The sequence below is a fragment of the Oceanobacillus halophilus genome (assembly GCF_003628505.1).
Classification (GTDB): domain Bacteria; phylum Bacillota; class Bacilli; order Bacillales; family Amphibacillaceae; genus Oceanobacillus; species Oceanobacillus halophilus.
Window position 1 is genome coordinate 49,504 of the sequence record NZ_RBZP01000015.1, and the last position, 24,591, is coordinate 74,094.

Annotated in this window: 23 protein-coding genes and 11 tRNA genes; 30 read left to right on the forward strand and 4 right to left on the reverse strand. The window is 37.3% G+C overall.

Annotated elements, in window-relative coordinates:
- Positions 1–23 precede the first annotated feature (23 nt).
- Positions 24–734 (forward strand): alpha/beta hydrolase, encoded by a 711-nt coding sequence (locus D8M06_RS14935; RefSeq protein WP_121205340.1) that lies wholly within the window; start codon positions 24–26, stop codon positions 732–734.
- Between the two features lie 92 nt (positions 735–826).
- Here the strand turns inward: D8M06_RS14935 and D8M06_RS14940 are convergent, their stop codons facing one another.
- Positions 827–1,681, reverse strand: coding sequence for a DegV family protein (locus D8M06_RS14940; RefSeq protein WP_121205342.1), 855 nt, complete (start codon positions 1,679–1,681; stop codon positions 827–829).
- Positions 1,682–1,700: 19 nt separating this feature from the next.
- Positions 1,701–2,612, reverse strand: coding sequence for a DMT family transporter (locus tag D8M06_RS14945; protein WP_121205344.1), 912 nt, complete (start codon positions 2,610–2,612; stop codon positions 1,701–1,703).
- A gap of 376 nt (positions 2,613–2,988) precedes the next feature.
- Here D8M06_RS14945 and cshA point away from each other — a divergent pair, with 376 nt between their 5' ends.
- The 3 genes from cshA (at position 2,989) to D8M06_RS14960 (ending at position 6,586) form a co-directional block, all read left to right on the forward strand.
- A complete protein-coding gene (gene cshA, locus D8M06_RS14950) occupies positions 2,989–4,458 on the forward strand; it encodes a degradosome RNA helicase CshA (RefSeq protein ID WP_121205346.1) in 1,470 nt (489 codons plus the stop codon).
- Positions 4,459–4,677: 219 nt separating this feature from the next.
- Complete coding sequence (locus D8M06_RS14955; RefSeq protein ID WP_121205349.1) at positions 4,678–5,157, forward strand: PH domain-containing protein; 480 nt, start codon at positions 4,678–4,680, stop codon at positions 5,155–5,157.
- Positions 5,150–6,586 carry a PH domain-containing protein gene (locus D8M06_RS14960; protein WP_121205391.1) on the forward strand — a complete coding sequence of 479 codons (1,437 nt, stop codon included), beginning with the start codon at positions 5,150–5,152 and terminating at the stop codon, positions 6,584–6,586. Before D8M06_RS14955 ends, D8M06_RS14960 begins: the two co-directional genes overlap by 8 nt.
- Before the next feature lie 629 nt (positions 6,587–7,215).
- Here the strand turns inward: D8M06_RS14960 and D8M06_RS14965 are convergent.
- Positions 7,216–7,986 (reverse strand): rhomboid family intramembrane serine protease, encoded by a 771-nt coding sequence (locus D8M06_RS14965; RefSeq protein WP_121205351.1) that lies wholly within the window; start codon positions 7,984–7,986, stop codon positions 7,216–7,218.
- 370 nt (positions 7,987–8,356) lie between these two features.
- Between D8M06_RS14965 and acpS the strand changes: the two genes are divergently transcribed.
- From acpS to D8M06_RS15035, 14 genes are all read left to right on the forward strand, one after another.
- Positions 8,357–8,710, forward strand: a complete 354-nt coding sequence (acpS, locus tag D8M06_RS14970; RefSeq protein ID WP_121205354.1) for a holo-ACP synthase — start codon at positions 8,357–8,359, stop codon at positions 8,708–8,710.
- Positions 8,711–8,793: 83 nt separating this feature from the next.
- Complete coding sequence (locus D8M06_RS14975; RefSeq protein WP_121205355.1) at positions 8,794–10,311, forward strand: NAD(P)H-hydrate dehydratase; 1,518 nt, start codon at positions 8,794–8,796, stop codon at positions 10,309–10,311.
- 47 nt (positions 10,312–10,358) lie between these two features.
- Entirely contained in the window at positions 10,359–11,378 is a 1,020-nt protein-coding gene (locus D8M06_RS14980) for a LolA family protein (RefSeq protein ID WP_121205358.1), read from the forward strand.
- 685 nt (positions 11,379–12,063) lie between these two features.
- On the forward strand, positions 12,064–12,348 hold the full coding sequence (locus tag D8M06_RS14985) for a CopG family ribbon-helix-helix protein (RefSeq protein ID WP_121205360.1): 285 nt from the start codon (positions 12,064–12,066) through the stop codon (positions 12,346–12,348).
- A gap of 4 nt (positions 12,349–12,352) precedes the next feature.
- Positions 12,353–12,715: a type II toxin-antitoxin system PemK/MazF family toxin gene (locus D8M06_RS14990; protein ID WP_121205362.1), complete on the forward strand. Its 363-nt coding sequence runs from the start codon at positions 12,353–12,355 to the stop codon at positions 12,713–12,715.
- 186 nt (positions 12,716–12,901) lie between these two features.
- Entirely contained in the window at positions 12,902–13,771 is an 870-nt protein-coding gene (locus D8M06_RS14995; RefSeq protein ID WP_121205363.1) for an RsbT co-antagonist protein RsbRA, read from the forward strand.
- A gap of 5 nt (positions 13,772–13,776) precedes the next feature.
- Positions 13,777–14,133 (forward strand): STAS domain-containing protein, encoded by a 357-nt coding sequence (locus D8M06_RS15000; protein WP_121205365.1) that lies wholly within the window; start codon positions 13,777–13,779, stop codon positions 14,131–14,133.
- A gap of 3 nt (positions 14,134–14,136) precedes the next feature.
- Complete coding sequence (locus D8M06_RS15005; protein WP_121205367.1) at positions 14,137–14,541, forward strand: anti-sigma regulatory factor; 405 nt, start codon at positions 14,137–14,139, stop codon at positions 14,539–14,541.
- A 69-nt stretch (positions 14,542–14,610) separates the two neighbouring features.
- The gene (locus tag D8M06_RS15010; RefSeq protein WP_121205369.1) at positions 14,611–15,624 is read left to right on the forward strand and encodes a PP2C family protein-serine/threonine phosphatase; all 1,014 of its coding nucleotides are present in this window, start codon (positions 14,611–14,613) and stop codon (positions 15,622–15,624) included.
- 98 nt (positions 15,625–15,722) lie between these two features.
- Positions 15,723–16,061: an STAS domain-containing protein gene (locus D8M06_RS15015; protein ID WP_121205371.1), complete on the forward strand. Its 339-nt coding sequence runs from the start codon at positions 15,723–15,725 to the stop codon at positions 16,059–16,061.
- Positions 16,054–16,533, forward strand: coding sequence for an anti-sigma B factor RsbW (gene rsbW, locus D8M06_RS15020; protein WP_121205374.1), 480 nt, complete (start codon positions 16,054–16,056; stop codon positions 16,531–16,533). The genes D8M06_RS15015 and rsbW overlap by 8 nt, the downstream gene beginning before the upstream one ends.
- Positions 16,508–17,299, forward strand: coding sequence for an RNA polymerase sigma factor SigB (sigB, locus tag D8M06_RS15025; protein ID WP_121205376.1), 792 nt, complete (start codon positions 16,508–16,510; stop codon positions 17,297–17,299). The genes rsbW and sigB overlap by 26 nt, the downstream gene beginning before the upstream one ends.
- Complete coding sequence (locus D8M06_RS15030; RefSeq protein ID WP_338322986.1) at positions 17,296–17,898, forward strand: PP2C family serine/threonine-protein phosphatase; 603 nt, start codon at positions 17,296–17,298, stop codon at positions 17,896–17,898. The genes sigB and D8M06_RS15030 overlap by 4 nt, the downstream gene beginning before the upstream one ends.
- Before the next feature lie 117 nt (positions 17,899–18,015).
- On the forward strand, positions 18,016–20,169 hold the full coding sequence (locus D8M06_RS15035) for a Tex family protein (protein WP_121205396.1): 2,154 nt from the start codon (positions 18,016–18,018) through the stop codon (positions 20,167–20,169).
- A gap of 266 nt (positions 20,170–20,435) precedes the next feature.
- On the opposite strand, the gene D8M06_RS15040 is transcribed toward D8M06_RS15035, so the two are convergent.
- Positions 20,436–21,920, reverse strand: coding sequence for a catalase (locus D8M06_RS15040; protein ID WP_121205379.1), 1,485 nt, complete (start codon positions 21,918–21,920; stop codon positions 20,436–20,438).
- Positions 21,921–22,369: 449 nt separating this feature from the next.
- Between D8M06_RS15040 and D8M06_RS15045 the strand changes: the two genes are divergently transcribed.
- From D8M06_RS15045 to D8M06_RS15100, 12 genes are all read left to right on the forward strand, one after another.
- Positions 22,370–22,828 carry a SprT family protein gene (locus D8M06_RS15045; protein ID WP_121205398.1) on the forward strand — a complete coding sequence of 153 codons (459 nt, stop codon included), beginning with the start codon at positions 22,370–22,372 and terminating at the stop codon, positions 22,826–22,828.
- A 371-nt stretch (positions 22,829–23,199) separates the two neighbouring features.
- Positions 23,200–23,274: transfer RNA gene (locus D8M06_RS15050), tRNA-Asn, on the forward strand.
- Positions 23,275–23,278: 4 nt separating this feature from the next.
- Positions 23,279–23,369: transfer RNA gene (locus D8M06_RS15055), tRNA-Ser, on the forward strand.
- Between the two features lie 9 nt (positions 23,370–23,378).
- Positions 23,379–23,450, forward strand: a tRNA-Glu gene (locus D8M06_RS15060).
- 30 nt (positions 23,451–23,480) lie between these two features.
- A tRNA-Asp gene (locus tag D8M06_RS15065) sits at positions 23,481–23,557 on the forward strand.
- A gap of 5 nt (positions 23,558–23,562) precedes the next feature.
- Positions 23,563–23,637, forward strand: a tRNA-Gln gene (locus D8M06_RS15070).
- Positions 23,638–23,764: 127 nt separating this feature from the next.
- Positions 23,765–23,837, forward strand: a tRNA-Lys gene (locus D8M06_RS15075).
- 15 nt (positions 23,838–23,852) lie between these two features.
- A tRNA-Leu gene (locus D8M06_RS15080) sits at positions 23,853–23,936 on the forward strand.
- Between the two features lie 60 nt (positions 23,937–23,996).
- A tRNA-Arg gene (locus tag D8M06_RS15085) sits at positions 23,997–24,073 on the forward strand.
- 10 nt (positions 24,074–24,083) lie between these two features.
- Positions 24,084–24,160: transfer RNA gene (locus D8M06_RS15090), tRNA-Pro, on the forward strand.
- A gap of 31 nt (positions 24,161–24,191) precedes the next feature.
- Positions 24,192–24,265, forward strand: a tRNA-Gly gene (locus D8M06_RS15095).
- A gap of 11 nt (positions 24,266–24,276) precedes the next feature.
- A tRNA-Ile gene (locus D8M06_RS15100) sits at positions 24,277–24,350 on the forward strand.
- Positions 24,351–24,591 lie beyond the last annotated feature (241 nt).

Consider the following 24,591-nt stretch of genomic DNA (forward strand, 5'->3'; position numbering starts at 1 on the left):
TATATCTTTAGAGGAGAATTTAAATGATTGGTTGTTTAGTAATTCATGGTTTCACTGGAGGTCCATATGAAGTCGGTCCTTTAGCAAAATTTCTAAAGGAACGTACAAACTGGCATATAGAGATTCCAACATTGCCTGGTCATGGTCGTGAGCTGGATCTAAAGGATTCTTCTTTTAAAGAATGGATTATTGCAGCTGAAGAAGAATTAAAAAAGATGAAAGAGAAATATGAAAAAATCTATGTTATTGGTTTTTCTATGGGTGGTATGATTGCTGCCTATTTAACAGCAAAATACAAAATAGAGAAACTGGTCTTATTAGCTCCCGCCAGAAAGTACTTATCATTTCGTCAAATAGCTCATGATATTGGTGAGGTAGTAGGGGATGGTGTAAAGGGTGCGCTTCATGATAATAAATTATATAACCATTATAAAAGGAAGCTTGGGATGGTACCAATGAGGGCAAATATCGAATTTATGAAATTAGTAAAATTTACGAGGCCTTACTTAAGTAAAGTAAAAGTACCAGTGTTGATTGCCCAAGGACAACAAGACGGAATGGTACCATATAAAACAGTGTATTATTTGGACAAGGAAATTAACTCCGAGCAGAAGAAACTGGTATTATTCGAGCGCTCCAAGCATTTAATTTGTTTAGGAGAAGATAAAGATACTTTGAATGAAATGGTGTTTGATTTTTTGAAAGAGGAAGAGCATGCTCCTAACCTAGGATGACCGCCCATTCCTCAGGAAAAACCTAACCCTCCATCTACAAAAAAACACTGGCAAAAATCTGTATGATTTTGCGAGTGTTTTTTACGATGGGTTTATTTATCTCTAAAAAACGCTATAACAATAGCACCTTCTCCACCATATGTGGAAATTAAAGGACCTGTTTCCGTTAAAAGTGCATCTTTAAAAGCGTACTTGCTTCGGATTTCAGAGAGGATTTGTTTTGCTCGGTTTTCATCGTTTCCGTGGGTCATAGAAATGATTTTATCCTCAAAATTTTTAGTATATTCACCGATTTGGTCAATAAATCGGCGCACTGATTTTTTATCGCCGCGTACTCTTTCCAGAACTTCAATTGTCCCTTCTTCGCTAGCTCGCATTAGTAAACGGATGTTTAGTGTTTTGGCAATTTTTCCTTTTACCTTATCTAGTCGCCCACCAATAACTAGGTTTTCTAATGTTTTTAATACAAACAAAGTAGTAGTTTGTTCTACGCGTTCATGTAAGTGTTGGACAAGCTGTTCCAGTGAATAGCCTTCCTTCAATTTGCTATCCGCCTCATGCAATAATAAGGAAACTCCGCAAGATGCTGTTTTTGTATTAATTACCTCTATTTTACGATTTGGCTCTTCTTCCAACAGTAAGTTCTTTCCTGCTACTGCATTCTCATAAGTACTGCTTAAGCCTTTTGATATACTGAACATAACAATTGGATGTTCAGGATCAATTTCCTTATATGCTTCATAAAAATCATTTGGGCTAGGGGCAGCAGAACGTGGCAGTTCTTTTAAGTCACGGATTTTTTGATAAAAACTGTTTAGATTAACTTCATCGGTGTTATAATGCCCATCACTAAAATGTAAATAGAGCGGAACAATTTTTACGCTCAAAGAATCAATGAGATGTTGTGGAATATCTGCACCACTGTCAGTCATTAATTGTATAGTCATGTCTTTCACCTGCTTTAAATTATTTGTTTGCTTTCTTGGATATGGTGACACTAGTTTTTCGTGAGGTACTTAAAATGAATAAGAATAGACCAAAGATCACGATGGTTCCACCCAATAGTTGGGACCAGGTAACTTCTTCGCCTAAAATAATATAGGCGAGTATGGAGGCACCAACTGGTTCAAATACAATGGCCATGGATATTGTAGAAGAACTTAACCAACGCAGCGCCCAATTAAATAAGGTATGTCCAAAGAAAGTTGGAAAAATTGCTAGTGCTAAAAAGATGGACCAATACTCAGTTGGGTAGCCAAAGAACGGATTTTGTACGATTAAATTATAAATGATCAATGTGATGGAACTTACCCCGTAGACGATAAATGTATAAGTCATGAGTGACAGATTTTTACGTGTTTGCTGACCTGATAATAAGTATACGGTCATAGCAATCGCACCTAAAATAGCAAGTGCGTCACCCAAAAGTGCCATCCCACTATATTGAAAATCTCCCCAGCCAATAAGGACACTACCAAATACAGCAATAATCATACTAATGACTGTACCTGAAGAGAAGCGTTCTTGAAAAAGTAAATAAGTACCTATAAATGCAAAAATAGGCTGCATGGTCACTAAGACAACAGAACTAGCGACAGATGTATGATTTAGCGACTCGAACCAAAGAATGAAATGAAACGCTAAAAATACGCCTGCAAGAATCGATAATATCCAATTTTTACTACTAATGTTACGAAATTCATGTAAATATTTAGTTAAGACGAGGGGAGACATAATTAAAACTGCAAATAGCAATCGATAGTTTGCAATGATTGCCGCCGGGGCATCCCCTGCTAATTTAACCAAAACAGCTGAAGTAGAAACTGCGATAACACCTATAACGACTGCAATATATGGGTTAAATGGAGGGATACGCATGTTAACCTCCCTTTCGTTCTTTTAGATGTCGTGTTATGTAAGAAGAAGCTACTTTTGGATATAATATTATGGTGAATAAACTCATTTTACCATGTACGATTGGAAAAATCACGAAACTGGCTAGTAGAATCAATAACTTAAGTGTGTTATGATTAAACGTGCATAGTTTAGAGGCCTCTTACCACTTATTGCTAATTTTATGGTGATGCCTTTTTTATACTTTACAATTGATTACGAAAATATAAGAATTTCTATTCATTTGAAGATATGAGTTTACGTTTAAATAAGATGGAAACAATAATTTTAAATTAAAGTATGAGAAAATATTTAGGCCTCTTTTGCGGAAATTTTCACAAAAAAAGGAGTAGACTATTAGGTGACAACATTTAACGAACTAGGTGTTTCCGCCCCAATTATGAAAGCATTAAACAATATGGGGTTTGAGGAAGCAACACCAATACAAGCGCAGACAATTCCACTAGGTATGGAAGGTAACGACGTAATTGGGCAAGCTCAAACAGGAACAGGGAAAACAGCAGCATTTGGTATACCGATGATTGAAAAGATTAATACCAAGCAACGGAAAATCCAAGGGCTTGTTGTAGCACCAACTAGGGAACTTGCCATACAAGTTGCCGAAGAAATCAATCGTATTGGAAAATTCACAGGGATTCGTGCCTTAGCAATCTTTGGTGGCCAACATATGGAACGACAAATCCGTGCTTTAAAAGATGGACCACAGATTGTAGTTGCAACCCCTGGACGATTACTGGATCATATGAGAAGAAGAACCATTAATATCAGTATGGTACAAGTTGCTGTATTAGATGAAGCTGATGAAATGCTGAATATGGGCTTTATTGATGATATCCGGGAAATTCTTAAGAATATTCCAGAAGGTCATCAAACCTTGCTGTTCTCAGCAACCATGCCAAAAGAAATTCGAGATATTGCAACAAACTTAATGAATGATCCAAAAGAAGTAAAAGTTAAAGCAAAAGAAATGACGGTAGAGAATATCGACCAGTATTTCATTGAAATCCCTGAAAAGCATAAATTTGAAACGTTGAACAATCATTTGGATATCAACTCACCAGATTTAGCAATTGTATTTAGTCGCACGAAAAAGCGTGTTGATGAAATTACCGAAGGCCTTCAAGCAAGAGGGTACCGTGCAGAAGGGATTCATGGTGACTTAACACAAGGGAAACGTATGTCAGTTTTAAATAAATTTAAACATGGACGTGTGGATGTTTTAGTTGCAACAGATGTGGCAGCACGTGGATTAGATATTTCTGGTGTAACGCATGTATACAATTTCGATATTCCGCAAGACCCGGAAAGCTATGTACACCGTATTGGTCGTACAGGAAGAGCTGGTAAAACCGGTGAGGCTATCTCATTTATTACACCAAGAGAAATGGCACATCTGCATTTAATTGAAAAAACAACGAAAAGTAAGATGAAACGCTTAATGCCTCCATCTTATAAAGATGCACAAAGAGGACAACAGCAAGTAACAATCGAAAAACTTCAAAAGACAATCGAAAGACAGGACTTAAAAGATTACCATGAAGCAGCAAATGACCTATTGCAGGACAATGACTCCGTTACGGTTATTGCAGCTGCATTAAAAATGTTAACAAAAGAACGTAAAGATACACCTGTCCAAATTTCTTCAGTAGCACCAATAAGTGTGAAGAAAGCACAAGGAGACAAACGCAGAAATAATAATAAACGTTATTATGGCGGTAGAGGACAAGGTGGACGCGGTCAAGGCGGAAGAAACCAAGGTGGTAGAAACCGCAAAGGTAATTACCAAAAGAGCCGTAATCGTAATAAGTAAATGGAAGAAAAAGCTCCTTTATTAAAGGGGCTTTTTTTATGAGGCTATTTATGTATAGTTTGTTGCTTTTTGAAATTTTACAGTTGATAGAAACTCTTGATTTATTTAATTCACAATAGTTAGCTCTAGCTTACATTTATGATATTAGGAAGAGCATGAAACTTTTCCGGTGCTGGGTCGTATTAGTACCCGTACGGAATTAAAGGGGGAGAAGTAGAAATGAGAGAACCACCTAAGAATAGGATAGCATTGGACGCTATTAAAGTGTGGAAAATAACAGCGGCAATTTATATTGGAGTACTTTGGCTCTTGATTATTGCAGTGGGAGTCTTATTTTATATTTTTGATTTTCCATTTTGGATTATTTTAACAGCAGCTATCCTAAATGCCATAAATACTTATCTATTTATTTTTGTTATTCCAGAACTTCGCTGGAAGAAATGGAAATATGAAATCTTTGAACAGGAAATATATATTCAGCATGGTATTTTAATTACAACTCGAACGTTAGTGCCAATGATACGAGTGCAGCATGTTGATACTGAACAAGGTCCGATAATGAAAAAGTTTAAGCTTGCTAGTGTAACCATTTCAACGGCGGCAACAAAACATGTCATTCCAGCTCTCCATGAGGAAGATGCTGCGAACCTCAGGGATGGGATCTCTTCTCTTGCAAGGGTGGAAGAAGATGATGTCTAAAGCAAAACGGTTACATCCTGCAGCTATTGTATTTAATTTCGTTCAAGGATTAAAAGGCTGGATATTTTATATTATTATCAGTTTTGTTGCATTAAGAGACAGTTCCATTCTCTATTTTATTTTGGGCTTATTGGCATTGCTGCTTATAATCTTTACATTTAGTTTTTTATCTTGGTATCGTTTTACTTATCGAATTGTAGCCGATGAACTTCGTATGGAATATGGTATTCTCATTCGAAAAAAACGGTATATTTCAAAGAATCGAATACAGTCAATCGACTTAACACAAGGAGTTATCCACCGTATTTTTAACTTAACCAAAGTACAAATAGAAACAGCAAGTAGTGGAACAGATGCAGAAGCATCTTTGAAAGCCGTTAAGCTAGCTGAAGGAGAAAGAATCCGGGATCAATTTAAAGGGCATGTCATAGATCCTGAACAAGAGGATCAGCCAGAAGTAGATTCAGATCCTGTTTTTAGTATATCATCCAGAAGATTATGGTTAGCTGGTGCAACTTCGGGTAGTGCAGGAATTATTTTAGCGTTTGTGGGTGTTGGCTTTTCTGAAATTGAACAATTCATCCCTGAACATTTTTATGATTCAATGACTGCATGGATTATTGGTTTAAGTCTTATTTTTATCATTACGTTAGGTATATTTCTTTTATTCTTCATATGGATTTTAGGTATTCTAGGAACGATGATAAAATACTGGAAATTCACTATCACAAAAAAAGATGATGAACTGTTTATAACGAGAGGATTATTAGAGAAGAAGCAGATTACTATACCAATTAAAAGGATTCAAGCAGTTGGAATTAATGAGAGTGTTATAAGACAGCCTTTTGGATTTGTAACGTTATTCGCAGAAGTAGCAGGAAGTTCTTTGGATAAAGGAGAGGATTTTTCCACAGTACTCTTTCCTATTCTAAGAAAAACAGAAGTAAAACAATTTCTTGATGCTATTTTGCCAGGATATGATGTGGAGATGGATCAAAGTAAGAGCATTTTGGTACCGAAACGTGGATTAAAGTATTACCTTATAAGAGCCAGTCTAATATTTGTTTTACTCGGTATTGGAACTATATTTTTATTACCGAAAATTATTTGGTTCCTCATTCCGGTATTACTTGTATTTTTAGGTCTAGGCTACTTACGCTTTAAAAATGCGGCGTATCAAATAGATGAGAACCGATTGATTATCCAGTATCGAAACTTAAGCAAAACAACAGTTATGGTATATCATAAACGGATACAGGCCTTTGAGGAAAAACAGCATAAACTACATCAAAAAGAAAACCTAGCTACGATTAAAGTTTCTGTTCTGGGGAAAATGGGAGCGGGTAAGGTTTATAAAGTAAAAGAGTTGGATAAAGAGAATGCGGACAAGTTAGCGGATTGGTATTCCTATTCTGTCAGTAATAAATAAAAGGCTCTTTTCTTATATTTTGTTGCTTTTTTAATGGCGTAGTTGATAGTGATTTATTTAGTTCCGAATAGTGCTCTGCTTTACAGCCGCTACGGAAATACACTACGCTTTCCGCGGGGAGCTGGTGAGCCTCCTTCGTGCTGGCGCACAAAGCAGTCTCACCGATGCTCTTCTTCCCGCAGGAGTCTCCGTGTATTTCCTTCGCTAATTTGGTGCTTTATAACTTCCAAGCATGTTATAAAGACTCTATAGATATAGATAAGGCGACCACTATTAAGCAGGTTGATTGGAGCGGAGGGCAGTCGACTCCTCGAAAATAAAGGGCAATTTTCTTCGTGCGATGTAATGCTGCCGTAGCCTTCCTTGTCCTGCGGGAAGATAGGCCTAGATGAGACCCCACAGTGCGGTAGCACGAGGTGGCTCATCAGCCGCTACGGAAAGCGACTGCCCGGAGCGGAAATCAACAAGGCACTACATTTATCTTTAATTAAAGTAATTCGCATTCTATATAAAATATGAAACAAAGTCATATTACAAAAAGCAACAATTCTTTAGAAAAGGGCCTAAATAAAAGGCTTGGATTTGTAATCCAAGCCTCCTGTTTCTGGAAAAGAACTTCGTCAGTAAAATTAGAAGAATCTCCTTAATAAACCAAGTAAAGCCAGAATACCAATAACAATTAACAGCCAATTTTTCCGTATTTTTGCTGGAATCCATCTCTTTTTTCTCCACCTGTTTGGGTCGAATTGAATTTCCCCTTCAGAATACCTTCTGCGTCGACGCTGATTCCGCCATGGTGAATAAGGCTGAGCTTTTGATAATACTAGTGGTGCGATGATGAATCCGCCTATAAATCCGAATATATGGGCATAAATATTTATTCCAGATCGAAGGAATGTCATAATTAAGCCAATAACTAGAATGGTGCTTACCATTTGTGCACTGCTTTGGTCTATTAAATGTTTTCGATTTAATACCATAAAAATATAAATCCCAAAAAGACCAAAAATGGCACCAGATGCACCTAAATGCCAATAGTTTAATGGACCGAAAAAGAATGTACCAATGTTACCAATAATACCGGCACCGAAATAGGCAAGTAGGAATTTGGATTTTCCAAGCATCTGTTCCAACGCTGGGCCAAATAGGACAAGGGAAAAGGAATTGAATAAAGCATGCATTAAATCCCCGTGCAAGAAAATGGGGGTAAATAATCGCCAATACTGGCCTTGGGCAATGAGGAAATTCATCCCAATACCCCAGCTTTCCAATGTATGTCCTAGTGGCAGTGCCAAGAAATCTATAATAAGCCATAGCGCAAAATGGATTATTACTAGGGTAGAAACAATCGGGTAATATTCCATAAATTCTTTAATACTTCGTTCGTAACGTAAAAACATATTTGAAGGTTTACCCTCCTCCATATTAAATTCGTTAAATTTTGTTCATCATATTTACTATATATAATACGTGAAAAACAAGCCTATGACCAATAGGAGCATTTATTTTAGGAAAAGCTGTTCCTTAGAGATTTTATTGGTTTATTGAAAAGATGGTTGCTATTGAAAATAACTTAAATTGAAACACTTCGGCAATGTTACATCGCTGCAGGATGAAAAGCCTAGGTGAGACTACGGAGAGCGTTAGCTCGGAGTAGGCTCAGCAGCGCCCGCGGAAAGCGTAGTGTATTTCCGTAGCGGGTAATTAAATAAATCAACCATTTTATCAACTGCGACGATTAGAAAGCAAGTAAATGTTAGGAGAAAAGTTATGATAAAAGGTATTGGAATTGATATAATTGAATTAAAGCGTATTCAAAAAAGCATTGAAAATGAAAAGTTTTTACATCGGATCTTAACAGAGAGAGAAATCAAAGCTTATAAAGAATTGAAGAAACCGTGGAGACAGGTTGAGTTTGTGGCAGGGAGATTTGCTGCAAAGGAAGCTTGTGCAAAGGCTGTTGGAACTGGCATTGGAAAACTGAGCTTTCAGCACATAGAAATCGTATCTAACCACAACGGTGCCCCAACAATCAAAGTAAAGGGAATGGAAAAAGAACAATTCTTTGTCTCTATCACCCACAGTAAAGAATATGCAGTTGCACAAGTAATCATTGAATTATAACTATTTCATGAAAGCGAATCGAATAAGCTTTGCATATTTGCCTAGGTTGTCTCATATATTTTAATGCAGCAGGAGGGAACAAAGTGAATATTGTCACTGCAAAAGAAATGTACGATATTGACCATTACACTATCAGAGAAATTGGAATGGATGGCAAGTTGCTAATGGAAAATGCAGGTAGAGCTGTAAGTGAGAAAGTGAAGCAATTAGCTGGTATAGGGGAACAGATTATTATCCTGATTGGGCCTGGCAATAACGGTGGTGACGGATTCGTTATAGCAAGGACGCTATTAGAGGAAGATTACTGTGTTAAAACGGTACAAGTAGTTCCAGATGAGAAAGTTACTGGTGATGCCAATTACCATAAAAACTTATTGATCAAATCTGGAGGAACGGTAACCTTCTTGGAATCTAATAGTACTCTGGATAAGGTTATTGCCGAAGCCGACTTAATCATTGATGCGATACTTGGCATTGGTGTGAAAGGAAAACTTAGAGAACCGATAGCAAGTATTGTTGAAAAAGTAAACCACTCAAAAGCAACCGTTATATCCGTGGATATTCCCTCTGGTTTGCCTGCGGATGAGGGTTTTGGAGATTTTGTCAGTGTACAAGCTGACTACACATACGTTATCGGTGCTGCTAAGGAAAGTGCTTTTATACCAACTACGGCAATTTATTATGGGAATTGGGAAGTTGTATCAATTGGGTTTCCAAAAAAAGTTATCCATCAATTTTCCAAGCGAAATCAATGGACAGAACAACTTTTTAAAGAAACGCTCCCAAAAAGAGAAAAATATTCTCATAAAGGAAACCATGGTAAGGGTCTCGTAGTTGGTGGAAGTGTCGGAATGCCAGGCTCCATTACCATGACGGTACAAGCTGCGTTAAAAGCGGGAGCGGGATTAATAACTGCTGGAACGGTAAAAGAAAATATTCCTATCATTGCTTCCAAATGTTCAGAATCCATGTATTTACCTTTACCTGGAGAGAATGGTTTTTTAACCAATGAAGGAAAAATCTCTCTTTTCAATTATCACGCCATCGCTGTAGGTATCGGGGTGGGCAGGGCAAATGAAACAACGGAATTGGTTCGGGATATTATTAATCAAGCAAATTGTCCTGTGATTATTGATGCAGATGGGGTATATCACATGAAGGCAACTCTTTCTGAAGTGAAAAGAAGACAAGCAGCTACCATTATTACACCACATCCAGGAGAAATGGCCATGTTATTGGGTACCTCAATTTCAGAAGTGTTGGCATCTCCATTTAGCTATGCACAACAATTTGCGAAGGAATTTGGCGTACACGTTGTCCTTAAGGGGAAGCATACCATCATCACAACGCCAGATGGAAAGCAAACGGTTAACAGTACTGGAAATCAAGGACTTGCTAAAGGTGGAAGTGGAGATGTTCTAACGGGGATTACCCTAGCGATGGTGATGCAGCACCAAGATATATTCCAATCGTTGTGTAATGCTTGTTACCTGCATGGAAAGGCAGCGGATATGCAAGTAGATGAACAGAATACTGTCTATGACTTGCTTGCATCCGATGTGATTAATGGGATACCAAAGGTTTATCGTACGATTTCTTGAATTTGCATGACATGTTCCCTGATGTTTGAGACAAGGGAGATATGTATATGAAAATACTAAATTTTAGTTTGAGATTGATGGTTTTCGGATTATTGATTTTTGTTTTGGCTGCATGTGGAGAGAAATCTCAAGAAGACGTTGTAGGGGAACTGCAAAAAAATGTTGAAGAGATGACGGGGTACAAAGCAAAGGCAGAAATGCTGATGAATACCGGGCAAGAAGAACAAAAATTTAATATTGATATTTGGCATCAGCAAGAAGACTTTTATCGGGTTGCACTATCAAGTGAAACAGATGAAAAAGGCAGTCAAATCATTTTAAAGAATGAAGAGGGTGTTTTTGTATTGACACCTGCTTTGGAAAAGAGTTTTAAATTCCAAACAGAGTGGCCGGATAATGGAAGTCAGCCATATTTATATCAATCACTTGTGGAAGATGTAATCGCTGATCCAGAAGCAGCGTTTGAAACAACAGAAGCAGCATATGTATTTAAAACCAAAACGAACTATCAGAGCAATAATAACTTGCCTTTCCAGGAAATTCATTTTGATAAAGAATCCTACACACCAGTTCAAGTTAAAGTATTGGATAAGGATGAAAATGCTTTAGTTGAAGTGAAATTCTCAAGTTTTGAGATGAATCCAACATTTAATGAAGATGATTTCTCTATGGATAAAAACATGGCTTCCAATGATGCTAGTGCACCAGCCTCTGCAGACGGAGAAGAAAATGTTCTGGAAGTAATCATGCCAGAGTTTACTGCTGGGGCAGAAGTAATGGAACAGAGAGAAGTCGAATTAGAAAATGGGAAACGAGTTATCTTAACCTTTGATGGAGAGAAAAACTTTACGTTAGTGCAAGAACAACTGGAAGTAGTATCAACCCTATCCTCTCCGCAAGAAGTAGAAGGAGATATTGTTAATCTAGGAAATACGATTGGAGCTCTAAGTGATAATAAGATTGAATGGAATTACAACGGTGTTGATTACACATTAGCAAGTGACGAATTAACGAGAGATGAGTTAATTCAAGTAGCACAATCTGTCCAAGGAAAAGCAGTGAAGTAAAGTGAAAAGTAGTAGCAGGCTCACTAGAAGGAGAGGGGGTCTGCTTTTTTGTTTAAGAAGCTTTTTAGCCTTTTACCATAACTTTCCTTTACATTTTATATAGAATCCTGATTACTTAATGAAAAATAAATGTGTAATGTAGTGCGTTGTTGATTTCCGCTCCGGGCAGTCTACGGAGAGCGATAGCTCGGAGTAGGCTCAGCAGCGCCCGCGGAAAGCGTAGTGTATTTCCGTAGCGGATATAAAGCACTATTCTTAATTAAATAAATCAGGAGTTTCTATCAACTGTAAAACTTCAAATATCAACAAACTATATGAAAAGTGACCTGTTCTTAAGTTTGTATATTTGTTACTAAAATTATCACAAAAAATATCCTCATGTATGCATGATTTTCCAAAAATAACATATAGTGTACAGGAGTGCATTTATTTAAGCATCTTATTATGATATGATTGTTTAAAATGAAAGGTGATTACTTGCTATCTCTGCGTTATCAGTATTTTGGCCAGGAAGTGAATTGTCATCATAAAATGGGAAGAAAAAATAGTTGCTTCGATAAAAAACGAGCGAATGTGAGTTTTTCTTAAAAAAGCCCCTAGAACCCTTTGCAAACTAAGGTATTCAATGCTATTATATAAGAGACATTTTATAAGAACGTTCAACAGTTGGCGGAGGTGCATTGGTTTGTCAGAGAGTTTACAAGAAGTATTGGTAAAATTACCAACAAACCTACTAAATGAGGTGGATGGATTAATGAAATATGAAAATAGCGATTTAAGTGATTTCATATGTCAGGCAACAAAAAATTATCTACAGCATAAAAAAGATGAACATATTCAGCAATTTCGCGAAACAATGCAACGTGGTTACGAAGAGATGGGCCGCATTAATCTAACAATTGCTTCGGAAGCTTTTCAAGCTGAAGAGGAGGCTGAAATCACCTTCAAACGCACTGTGATCGGGGTGTAACATTTTGATCGTTCAAAGAGGCGAGGTATATTTCGCTGATCTTTCACCTGTTGTTGGGTCAGAGCAGGGGGGCGTTCGCCCAGTATTGATCCTACAGAACGATATAGGGAATCGATTTAGCCCAACTGTGATTGTTGCTGCCATTACTGCGCAAATTCAAAAGGCTAAATTACCAACCCATGTTGAAATAGACGCTAAAAAATATGGGTTTGATCGTAATTCAGTAATATTGTTAGAACAAATTCGGACATTAGACAAGCAACGATTAACAGATAAGATCACCAAACTAGATGATGATATGATGAGAAAGATCAACCAGGCATTAGAAATAAGTCTTGGTTTAAAGGAACTTTATACTGGTCAATGAATGCCCTTCTCCACCTAAAGAGAAAGGGTATTTTTTGTTGTCTAATTTTTAAAATAGAAGTAACTCATCCTTGCAGTCATTTAAGGCTGCTATGAGTCACATGTTTATATTGTTTGCAGAAAATACATTATTATGGAACAATAATCATAACTTTATATATAAGTACAAGGTGGGAGCTTTACACATATGAATTCTAAATTTGAAGGAATCGTCCTGGAAAATAGTGAGAAGATCGTTGAAATGTGGTTAGAAGAAATAGGTACATTAAGGAAAGAGAATCGGACAGAGTCTATTTCCATAGATTTATATGAAAGTACGAATCGTGAATTTGTGGATGTGATATTTACAAGTATTAAAAGTCATGGTTCCACCAACGCTGTTGAGGAATTCTCTGAGAAAATTATCAATTTGGGCTGGCCTTTAAGTTACATAACAGATGGATTGCAAGTGTTTAGGCGGGTGACTATCGATTTTATTCTCCGGCAATCAGAACGTGTAGATACAGAATATATTTCCAACGTATTATCGAGTGTTGATGAATGGGTAGAGCCGATAATACGGATTCTCGTGAACGATTACTCTGGGAATTGGGAACATATTGTTTCCCTTCAGCGTGTTGCGCTTCAGGAATTATCTGCACCACTTATTCCGGTGATAGATGGAATAACTATCATGCCTTTAGTAGGTACGGTAGATACAGATCGTGCAAAATTAATTATGGAAAGCCTCTTGCAAGGTGTCATTACACATAATTCAGAGGTTGTGTTAATTGATATTACTGGAGTTCCTGTTGTGGATACAATGGTAGCACATCATCTTATTCAGGCAGCTGAAGCGGTTCGTCTAATAGGAGCAAAATGTATCCTAGTAGGAATTCGACCTGAAATTGCACAAACAATTGTAAACTTAGGAATAAATCTAACCGATTTCCCAACAAAAAGTACATTGAAAAAAGGGTTCTTAACTGCATTGGAAATCACTAATCGAAAAGTAGTAAATGTAAAATCAAGTGAAAATGACATCGAGAAGTTGATTGAATCTATACAAGGGGAGTGAGTTAGATGCCCATACCTATATTAAAGTTACACAACTATCTATTAGTGTCTATACAAACGGAAATCGATGATAAAACCGCAATAAAATTTCAGGAAAATTTACTAGATAAAATCTATAAAACTGGTGCATCAGGTGTAGTCATAGATTTGACATCTGTGGAGATAATAGATTCTTTCATTGCCAAGGTTCTTGGGGATGTAGTAGCTATGTCTGATTTAATGGGGGCGAAAGTTGTTTTAACTGGGATACAACCAGCAGTTGCAATGACATTAATTGATCTTGGAATTCACATGCAGAACATTCCAACTGCATTAGATTTAGAACAAGGTCTTATTAAATTGCATCAGGAATTGGGGGAATAGTTAATGGAACCTCAAACGTCCTGTGTAACCATACAAAAAGAATGGGATATAGTAGGTGCTAGGCATGTTGCAAGAGATATGGCAAGGTCGCTTGGGTTTAGTACCGTGGATCAGGCAAGAATTGCAACAGCTGTTTCAGAGTTAGCACGCAATATCTATCTTTATGCGAAAAAAGGTCAAATTTATTTTGATATCATTGATTCAGTAGACCGAAAAGGTATGAATATTAAAGTGATAGATTCAGGTCCAGGAATAGAAGACATAGGAGAAGTTATGCAAGATGGATTTTCTACTTCCGGTGGGCTTGGTGCTGGACTACCTGGGGTAAAAAGACTAATGGATGAATTTGATATCGAGTCAGAAAAAGGGGTAGGAACAGTGATATATGTGAAGAAATGGGTTCGTTAAAACCTTTAGTGTGTACATTGCCTTGGTACACACTTTCACTTTTTAATCGACCTAATTAGGAGGAAACATATGGGGAAAGTGGTCCATTCAAATATTGAAAATTATAAATCATTATTAAAGAACTATATTGCTAATCAAGATGAACAATCTTTATATGGCGTAGATATGGTTAGCAAATCCTTTTTAAAAAATAATATTCTTCCTGAGGAAATCGTTAATTTACATATCCAAGTTTTACAAGAACTCTATCCAGACTTATCTGAGGATATAAAGCATTCCATGGATTTCCTTTTAGAGGCGATGATTTCCTATGGCATTAAACAGCAAGAAATCCAGACATTAAAAGAACAGCAGATGGCAATAAAATCAGAAATATCAGTGGCAGCTAGTATGCAGGAAACGCTATTGAAAGCAGATATTCCCTCAATAGACGGATTAGAAATAGGTGCTATTAGTGTGCCTGCACATCAAATGAATGGGGATTATTATCATTTTGTGAAAGGAAAGAATGGTACGCTTGGTTTAGCTATAGCAGATGTGATTGGAAAAGGAATTCCAGCAGCTTTATGTATGTCGATGATCAAATATGCTATTGATAGTTATCCAGAGGAATCGATGGCACCAAAGATGATTTTGGAGAACCTTAATCGTGTAGTAGAGCGTAACGTTGATTCTAGTATGTTTATAACGATGATTTATGCTCAATATCTTCCTCAGAGCAGAAGACTGATATTTTCTTCAGCAGGACATGAGCCAGGATACTATTATAATAAGGCGAACGATAGATTTGAAGAGTTAAAGACAAAAGGATTAGCATTGGGGGTTCTTCCAGATGTCCAATATCAAGAATATAGGGTAGACCTGGATCAAGATGATATGGTGATATTTTTAACAGATGGAGTGACTGAGTGCAGAGAAGAGGGACAGTTTATAGAGGTGGATGAAGTATTGGATGTTATTAAACGATTTAAAGACCATCCTGCACAGGAAATAGTAAATCAAGTGTATAAACATTTTGAACGGTTACAGGGCTTTCAGCTCCGAGATGATTTTACATTGATTATTCTACGAAAAAAAGTTTAGATACTTGAGGGAAAGGGTAAATAAGACTAAGAGTAATTGTGTTGTTTTACTAAGTAAAGGTGATTTGCTTAGAGAAATAACAAACAGGAGGAAAAAGGATGGAACTCTCGATTCATTTGACCGAAAAGAATAATTCTTTGGTTATTCACTTATCTGGAGAGATAGATGCTTATACGGCACCACAACTAAAAGAAAGATTGTTACCGTTAACTAAACAAAATGGGACATTAATCAAAGTGGATATGGAAGCAGTTCAATATATGGATAGTACGGGACTAGGGGTTTTTATTAGTGCCCTTAAGTCAACGAAAGAGAACAATAGTAAGATGAAATTGATTCACATAGATGAGCGTGTATATCGTGTATTTAAGATTACAGGCTTAGATGAAATTATGGATTTAGAACCCCGGAATAAGGTGGAGAGAAGAAATGGGTAACTTTGACTTTATTGAGATGAAAATACCTGCTAAAGCAGAATATGTCGGTGTTATTCGACTGAGCCTATCAGGTATTGCTAGCCGCATGGGCTTCACCTATGAAGATATTGAAGACCTCAAGATTGCGGTATCAGAAGCAATTACGAACGCAGTAACTCATGCCTATCAAAACGACGAAGAAGGAGAGGTATCCATTGGCTTTGGTGTTTATGGAAACCGTCTGGAAATAATGGTTGCAGATAATGGGGATAGTTTTCGATTAAATGAAGTGGAGAAGGAACTAGGGCCATTCGATGATACGGATTCAGAGGAAATAGAGAGCTTGAGAGAAGGCGGCTTTGGCTTATTTTTAATCGATGCATTGATGGATAAAGTTCAAATCAACAATAAGCAAGGGGTTATGGTGCTGATGACAAAGTATTTACATGAAATAGAGGTGGACCTTGATGACGACCAAGTCTCAACCAGATAATAAGGGAAGAGATGAGGTTTATCAATGGATTGAGCATCTGCAAAATCATCCCGAAGATAAAGAAATACAAGAAAAAATTGTTTTAAAGTATGAACACCTTGTAAAATCAATTGCGATGAAGTATTCCAAAAATGCTGCGATACATGAAGATTTGGCTCAAGTAGGTATGATTGGCTTGCTAGCTGCGGTCAAAAGGTATGACCCTTCGTATGGAAAATCATTTGAATCTTTTGCAATTCCCACTATGATTGGAGAGATTAAAAGGTTTATACGTGATAAAACTTGGAGTGTTCACGTGCCTCGTCGTATAAAGGAATTAGGTCCAAAAATTAAAAAAGCAGTGGATGAATTGACCACTCAAAACCAAAAATCCCCAACAGTAAAGCAAATTGCTGAGTACTTGAATGCCTCTGAAGAAGAAGTGCTTGAAACGATGGAAATGAGCAAAAGTTATAATGCGTTGTCTGTTGATCGAAAAGTGGAAGCTGACTCTGATGGAAGTAAAGTGTCGTTAATCGATTTAATCGGTAAGAAAGAAGATGGCTATGATACGATTGACTATCAACTGATGCTTGAAAAAGTACTACCAATTCTTTCTGAGCGTGAACAGCAAATCTTGAAGTATACATACTTTGAGAATCTGAGTCAAAAAGAAACTGGTGAATTATTAGGGATATCGCAAATGCATGTGTCTAGGCTGCAAAGACGTTCATTACGTAAGCTGAGAGAAGCGATTCAATCAAATAGTGCGGAGGTTTTGGATTGAGTATAGCAAAATATCTGGTGGATGTTTCCGTTTTTCAGCAGCCGAAGGAAGGTAACTTTTATTGTGGAGATAGCTACTTTTATGCGGAGATGGAAAATGGCTTTATATGTGCGTTGGCAGATGGTCTAGGAAGTGGAGAATTCGCCAATGAGTCTTCCCAAATCGTTATTGACATTATTAAAGATAACAAAAACATCAGTATCGAAAAACTTGTAGAGAAGGCTAATGAGCGGTTATTAGGGAAACGAGGAGTGGTTTTAGGTATATTGAAAATAGAATATGACCACAAAACTTACTCTTTTTCATCAATCGGAAATGTTGGAATCATACGGGCAACCAAAGAAGGAAAAACACGCAGCATCCCTAATGCTGGATTTTTAGCTGGCTATAAGCGGCCTTTTAAAGTAATTAAAGGGAAATTAGAATCGGCGATGAACTTCATCATGTTTTCAGACGGAGTCAAAGATAAAGAATTAGCAAAAATGTGTATGAAAAATAGCGATGTTCATGAGATAACCAAATCTTATGTATATGTTAGCGAGGAAGAAAAAAAGGATGATACCACATTGATTGCGATTCGTTATACAGAGCAACCCTAAAGGCTGGCACTAGAAATAGATGTCAGCCTTTAGACTGCTTGAAGACTATTATAAAATAAGGGTACGGTATGGTAAAATGAGATGGTGAACAAAGGAGGAAACTATGTGGCAATTGAAATGGATTCAGAATTAATTGGATTAGTAGCAAAAGAGACAAGCGTTAATACAAATATAGTAAAGAAAGTAATTGAACTATTAGATGAAGGAAATACAGTACCTTTTATCGCGCGTTACCGAAAAGAGATTACCGGTGGACTAGATGAAGTACAGATTAAAAATGTGCAAGACCGATGGCAATACGCCGTACATCTAGCTGAAAGAAAACAAGAAGTGATTCGCATTATCGATGAACAGGGGAAGCTAACGGAGGAACTGGAACGAGAAATTAAACAGGCGACTCAATTGCAACGGGTAGAAGACCTGTATCGCCCTTATAAACAAAAGCGCAGAACCAAGGCAACCATCGCAAAAGAAAAAGGGTTAGAACCACTTGCAGAAATTATTTGGCAGCAAGAAATTACGGATGTAGAAGACGAGGCTACTAAGTTTCTCTCGGAAGAACATGAATTACATACAATAGAAGATGTGTTGTCGGGAGTGAATGATATTATCGCGGAATGGATTTCCGATGATGCGGAATATCGTGATTATATCCGTGAAGAAACATTCAAACGTGGAACAATTCAGTCTCAAGTTAAGAGTGAAGAAAAAGACGAAAAACGGGTCTATGAAATGCATTATGAGTACAATGAAGCTGTTCGTTCGCTAGTATCCCATCGAACTCTTGCATTAAACCGCGGAGAAAAAGAGGATATTCTGAAGGTTTCTATTGAACCTCCAGTGGAGCGTATCCTCGAGTTTTTACAGAAAAAAGTTATTACGAACCGAGCAAATGCGAAAATAAAAGATATCTTAACAGCAGCTATGGAAGATAGTTACAAACGGTTGATTCAACCATCCGTTGAACGTGAAATCCGCACTAGCTTAACAGAAAATGCAGAAGCGCAAGCAATTGATGTTTTTGCCGTTAATTTGAAAAATTTATTATTACAACCACCATTAAAAGGTAGAACGGTTTTAGGGGTGGACCCTGCATATCGGACAGGTTGTAAGTTAGCAGTTGTAGATGAAACCGGAAAAGTAATGAATGTTGGGGTGATGTACCCGACAGCACCGAAAAATGATGTAGTAGGTGCAGAGAAAATCATCATGAAATTAATGAACCAATATGATATAGAACTGGTTGCCATTGGAAACGGGACTGCTTCACGCGAAACGGAACATTTTATTTCTGATGTGATTTCCAATAATAACTTAGACATTCCATATATCATTGTCAATGAAGCGGGTGCTAGTGTGTATTCGGCATCTGAATTAGCCCGTGAGGAATTTCCAGATTTACAAGTAGAGCAGCGAAGTGCGGCTTCTATTGCAAGACGTGTTCAAGATCCTTTGGCGGAATTAGTAAAAATTGATCCAAAATCAATTGGAGTAGGACAATACCAACATGATGTAAGCCAAAAAGCACTGAATGAATCGTTAACTTTCGTGGTTGAAACAGCCGTTAACCAAGTTGGAGTAAATGTCAATACCGCATCATCTTCATTATTACAATATGTCTCTGGTTTAAGTAAAACCGTTGCCAACAATATTGTAAAAAGAAGAAATGAAGAAGGGAAGTTTACGAAGAGACAGGAATTGAAAAAAATCCCTCGACTTGGAGCGAAAACGTATGAACAGGCAATTGGATTTTTAAGAATAATAGATGGAGTAAATCCTTTAGATCGCACGCCGATTCATCCGGAAAGTTATAAAACGACAGAAAAGCTTCTTGAAATGTTGGAATGTGATATCACAGATATTGGAACAGAAGCGATACAGGAAAAAATAAATGCATTAGATAAAAAAGTAATGGCCAATCGGTTGGAAATAGGAGAGCCAACCCTAATTGATATTTTGAGTGCCTTAAGTCGTCCGGAAAGAGATCCACGTGATGATTTCCCGCAGCCATTATTAAAGCAAAATGTGATGACGCTAGAAGATTTAAAACCAGGAATGGAATTACAAGGTACCATACGAAATGTTGTGGATTTTGGTGTCTTTGTTGATATTGGTGTGAAACAAGATGGTCTTGTACATATTTCGAAAATGGCAAATACGTTTGTTAAGCATCCGATGGACATCGCCTCAGTAGGAGATGTTGTTACCGTATGGGTAGAACAAATTGATGTCGATAAAGGAAGAGTAGCCTTATCCATGATCAACGGATAAGTATGAATGGAAGAGGCTAGCTGCGAAAAGTTTCATGCAGCTAGCCTTTTGTTATGTCTATTTTAGAGAGAAAAATATCCTAAGAAAGTTAAACAAACGTTTGATCATGGACAAACAAATTAAATCAAACGTTTGAACTAGAATGAAAAAACACCAAAATCAACCAACATAATCCCCTGTTCGACAAAATTCGGGGGGTGACAGGCACCGAAAAAGAGCAGACAAAAAACTGCCCGAATTCTAATTTCGGGCAGTTTTTTATACTATTATTCTACATCACTAGCAGCTTCTACTTCACTTAAAGAAACACCTAATGCTTTAGCTACACCTTCACCATATTTCGGGTCAGCTTTATAACAATTATTGATATGTCTTAGTTGAACTTCTTTTGTTGTTCCTTCCATTTCAGAAGCGGTGTTTTCGAATAATCTTTGTTGTTCTTCTTCACTTAATAGATTGAATAATTTACCTGGTTGTTCATAGTAATTATCATCATCACCACGGAAATCATGGTAATCAACATCTCCAGCATATTGCAATGCAGGGTCTTGATGCTCTTTACTATCTTGCCATTCATTATAACTGTTTGGACTATAAGAGACTTGACCACCTTGAGAAGGAATTACTCTTCCTGCCCCATCTCTATGATAAGGGTGGAAGTTTTTCGCATTCTTCGGATAGTTAACTGGGATTTGCCAGTGGTTTACACCTAGACGATAACGCTGGGCATCACCGTAAGAGAATAGGCGACCTTGTAGCATTTTATCTGGTGAAAATCCGATTCCAGGAACAATGTTGGTTGGAGCAAATGCTGCTTGCTCAACTTCTTCAAAGTAGTTATTAGGGTTACGGTTTAGTTCCAATTCACCCACTTCAATTAGTGGATATTCGCCTTTGTACCAAACTTTCGTTAAATCAAATGGGTTATCTTTGTGATTTCTCGCTTGTTCTTCCGTCATCACTTGGATGTATAGTGTCCATTTTGGATAATCACCATTTTCAATTGCGTTATATAAATCTCTTTGGTGACTTTCGCGATCTTTCCCAATTACTTCAGTTGCCTCTTCTGCAGTTAAGTTTTTAATGCCTTGTTTTGTTCTGAAATGGAATTTAACCCATACGCGTTCATTATCAGCATTAATTAAGCTATAAGTATGACTTCCAAATAAGTGCATATTTCTGTAGCTAGCTGGAACACCACGGTCACTCATGATAATCGTTACCTGATGTAGTGCTTCCGGTAGGTTGGTCCAGAAATCCCAGTTAGCTTGAGCGCTATGCATGTTCGTTTTCGGATCACGTTTAACTACGTGGTTTAAATCTGGGAATCTCTTAGGATCTCTAAAGAAGAATACTGGAGTATTATTACCAACTAAATCCCAATTACCTTCTTCGGTATAGAATTTCATTGCCGTACCGCGAATATCACGTTCTGCATCAGCAGCACCACGTTCACCTGCAACAGTGGAGAAACGTATGAACATATCGGTTTTCTTACCAACCTCAGAGAAAATTTTAGCTTTCGTATATTTTGTAATGTCTTTTGTTACGGTAAATGTTCCATATGCACCTGAGCCTTTCGCATGCATACGGCGTTCTGGAATAACTTCTCGGTCAAAGTGAGCAAGTTTTTCAAGGAACCAAAAGTCTTCCATTAGTAAAGGTCCGCGCTTACCAGCAGTTTTGGAATCATCGTCATTCGGTACAGGAGCACCAAATGCTGTAGTCATTCTTTTCTTTTCTTCACTCATTAAATAAACCCTCCCATGTGTTTAAATACAATTATTATAATATCATAGTAATTTTAAAATTACTATTTATTTAGACTGGTTACACTGTAGAACCAATAAACAAAGTGATTGAGCACTGTGTATATATCAAAGACACATAGAAATATGATGGATCATTCTCAATTAGATTGCAGGTAAATGAGAATAAATAACTAACTATTATCTATCTATCTATCTATCTATGGAGCTCCATGTATAGAATTGTAGTTTTAGTTTTTTTCATTCTAATACAAAAATTCTAAAACATAGGAGCTTCACTGTTATTATAATACATTATTAATAAAAATCAATATTTAATTACAATAATTTTAATTAACAACGTATTAATGTTTGTTACAATTGGCACATCGGTATCTTTGTTATTTATGTTATAATGTTATCTACTATTTTTATGAGGGTGTTTTTTGCAAATGGATCCAATAAATGAGAAAGATTTATATAACTTAGTTAATAGACTGTCTATACAATTTTTTAATAAATCCTTTAGGCATAAGGTTGTATTTAATCATAGGTTACGTACAACTGGGGGAAGATATATTCCATCAAAAAAGGTTATTGAATTGAATCCTAAATATGTACAAGAGATGGATGGCGATGAATTCATCGGCATTATTAAACACGAATTATGTCACTATCATTTGCACATAGTGGGAAAAGGATATAAACATGGTGACGCAGCATTCAAACAGCTTTTAAAAGAAACGGGATCACCAAGACACTGCAACCCGCTACCTTCACAGAGAAGTCAATTCAACTATCTATATTTATGTAAGAAGTGTCATTTCGAATATAAAAGAAAGAGAAGAGTAGATGTGAAAAAATATAGATGTGGAAAATGTGGTGGGGTGTTAAAGCTATATACTAAATAAGTAGTTGAAATTGCTAACTTAATGTATTAAGGAAGAGATAATTAATATATGAAGTAACTGTTCTATCTTTTAGGAGTATGGAATTTACACTGCTATCTATTCAGTAATACTTGGCAGAAAGGGAAAATCACTGATTAGTTATTTAATAGTGATTCTACTGATAGATATGTATGTGTTGACGAAGAATAGCTTTTATGATAAATTAATTAAGCTATCGAATTTGGTAGAGAAAAACAGAAAAAAGTAATAAAAAATATTGACAATCAAATTCATCTGGTATATTATATAATTCGTTGCTGATATTTATCACTCGATATAAGAGATTGGATAATTTGATGCAATTTAAAGAGAGTTACACATTACTTATTTATTCCACAGTAGCTCAGTGGTAGAGCAATCGGCTGTTAACCGATCGGTCGTAGGTTCGAATCCTACCTGTGGAGCCATAACGGAGAAGTACTCAAGTGGCTGAAGAGGCGCCCCTGCTAAGGGTGTAGGTCGTGTAAGCGGCGCGAGGGTTCAAATCCCTCCTTCTCCGCCATTTTAAAATGGCCCGTTGGTCAAGCGGTTAAGACACCGCCCTTTCACGGCGGTAACACGGGTTCGAATCCCGTACGGGTCATCATTGATAACTTGACATTAGAGGTAGTTAGGTCCGGTAGTTCAGTTGGTTAGAATGCCTGCCTGTCACGCAGGAGGTCGCGGGTTCGAGTCCCGTCCGGACCGCCACTCGTTGGGCCATAGCCAAGCGGTAAGGCATCGGGTTTTGATCCCGTGTACCCCAGGTTCGAATCCTGGTGGCCCAGCCATTTATTTATCGTGAATTTATAGCATGAGTAGATTATACTATTGATACAATAGTATTTTTTTATGAGATTTATCTTGTTTATTCTATAAAGTGGCATCGATTTTTTAACTGCTAGTGTTTATAATCACGAGCCATTAGCTCAGTAGGTAGAGCATCTGACTTTTAATCAGAGGGTCGAAGGTTCGAATCCTTCATGGCTCACTTTTGATTTTACACGCGGTCGTGGCGGAATGGCAGACGCGCTAGGTTGAGGGCCTAGTGGGAGTTAATCCCGTGGAGGTTCAAGTCCTCTCGACCGCATCTGAGTTTATTGTTGTTTTTATCAAGATATTTTGATATGATTTACTTATTGCCTTTTTAGCGCCCGTAGCTCAATTGGATAGAGCGTTTGACTACGGATCAAAAGGTTAGGGGTTCGACTCCTCTCGGGCGCGCCATCTTATAATACGGGAAGTAGCTCAGCTTGGTAGAGCACATGGTTTGGGACCATGGGGTCGCAGGTTCGAATCCTGTCTTCCCGACCAGTATAAGATTCATAAGTTCATAAATTACCATGCGGGTGTAGTTTAATGGTAAAACCTCAGCCTTCCAAGCTGATGACGAGGGTTCGATTCCCTTCACCCGCTCCATTTTTATTTGTGGGCCTGTAGCTCAGCTGGTTAGAGCGCACGCCTGATAAGCGTGAGGTCGGTGGTTCGAGTCCACTCAGGCCCATCCATTCAAAAAAATATTGACTTTTGTTGGATGGTGATGTATTATTATGTATCTATCGCGTCAATAATTTCCGTTAAATAAAAAGCATTGACAAATGATGCGCGATATAGTATATTTAATAAGCTGCTTTTGTGAAGCGGTGAACTAAATTTGCTCTTTGAAAACTGAACAAAACAACCAGTATGTTAAGACGAAAGAAACTCGTTTTCTTTTAACAATAGAAGGTAACACTTCTAAAAGC

Excerpts from the sequence above, each read along its gene's own strand:
- D8M06_RS14995 (WP_121205363.1), top strand. The coding sequence starts at position 12,902 with ATGAATTCTAAATTTGAAGGAATCGTCCTGGAAAATAGTGAGAAGATC.
- D8M06_RS15005 (WP_121205367.1), top strand. The coding sequence starts at position 14,137 with ATGGAACCTCAAACGTCCTGTGTAACCATACAAAAAGAATGGGATATA.
- D8M06_RS15010 (WP_121205369.1), top strand. The coding sequence starts at position 14,611 with ATGGGGAAAGTGGTCCATTCAAATATTGAAAATTATAAATCATTATTA.
- D8M06_RS14940 (WP_121205342.1), bottom strand. The coding sequence starts at position 1,681 with ATGACTATACAATTAATGACTGACAGTGGTGCAGATATTCCACAACAT.
- D8M06_RS15015 (WP_121205371.1), top strand. The coding sequence starts at position 15,723 with ATGGAACTCTCGATTCATTTGACCGAAAAGAATAATTCTTTGGTTATT.
- D8M06_RS15045 (WP_121205398.1), top strand. The coding sequence starts at position 22,370 with ATGGATCCAATAAATGAGAAAGATTTATATAACTTAGTTAATAGACTG.
- D8M06_RS15035 (WP_121205396.1), top strand. The coding sequence starts at position 18,016 with ATGGATTCAGAATTAATTGGATTAGTAGCAAAAGAGACAAGCGTTAAT.
- D8M06_RS15000 (WP_121205365.1), top strand. The coding sequence starts at position 13,777 with ATGCCCATACCTATATTAAAGTTACACAACTATCTATTAGTGTCTATA.
- D8M06_RS14980 (WP_121205358.1), top strand. The coding sequence starts at position 10,359 with ATGAAAATACTAAATTTTAGTTTGAGATTGATGGTTTTCGGATTATTG.
- D8M06_RS15040 (WP_121205379.1), bottom strand. The coding sequence starts at position 21,920 with ATGAGTGAAGAAAAGAAAAGAATGACTACAGCATTTGGTGCTCCTGTA.
- D8M06_RS14945 (WP_121205344.1), bottom strand. The coding sequence starts at position 2,612 with ATGCGTATCCCTCCATTTAACCCATATATTGCAGTCGTTATAGGTGTT.
- sigB (WP_121205376.1), top strand. The coding sequence starts at position 16,508 with ATGACGACCAAGTCTCAACCAGATAATAAGGGAAGAGATGAGGTTTAT.
- D8M06_RS14955 (WP_121205349.1), top strand. The coding sequence starts at position 4,678 with ATGAGAGAACCACCTAAGAATAGGATAGCATTGGACGCTATTAAAGTG.
- acpS (WP_121205354.1), top strand. The coding sequence starts at position 8,357 with ATGATAAAAGGTATTGGAATTGATATAATTGAATTAAAGCGTATTCAA.
- D8M06_RS14960 (WP_121205391.1), top strand. The coding sequence starts at position 5,150 with ATGTCTAAAGCAAAACGGTTACATCCTGCAGCTATTGTATTTAATTTC.
- D8M06_RS14935 (WP_121205340.1), top strand. The coding sequence starts at position 24 with ATGATTGGTTGTTTAGTAATTCATGGTTTCACTGGAGGTCCATATGAA.
- D8M06_RS14965 (WP_121205351.1), bottom strand. The coding sequence starts at position 7,986 with ATGTTTTTACGTTACGAACGAAGTATTAAAGAATTTATGGAATATTAC.
- rsbW (WP_121205374.1), top strand. The coding sequence starts at position 16,054 with ATGGGTAACTTTGACTTTATTGAGATGAAAATACCTGCTAAAGCAGAA.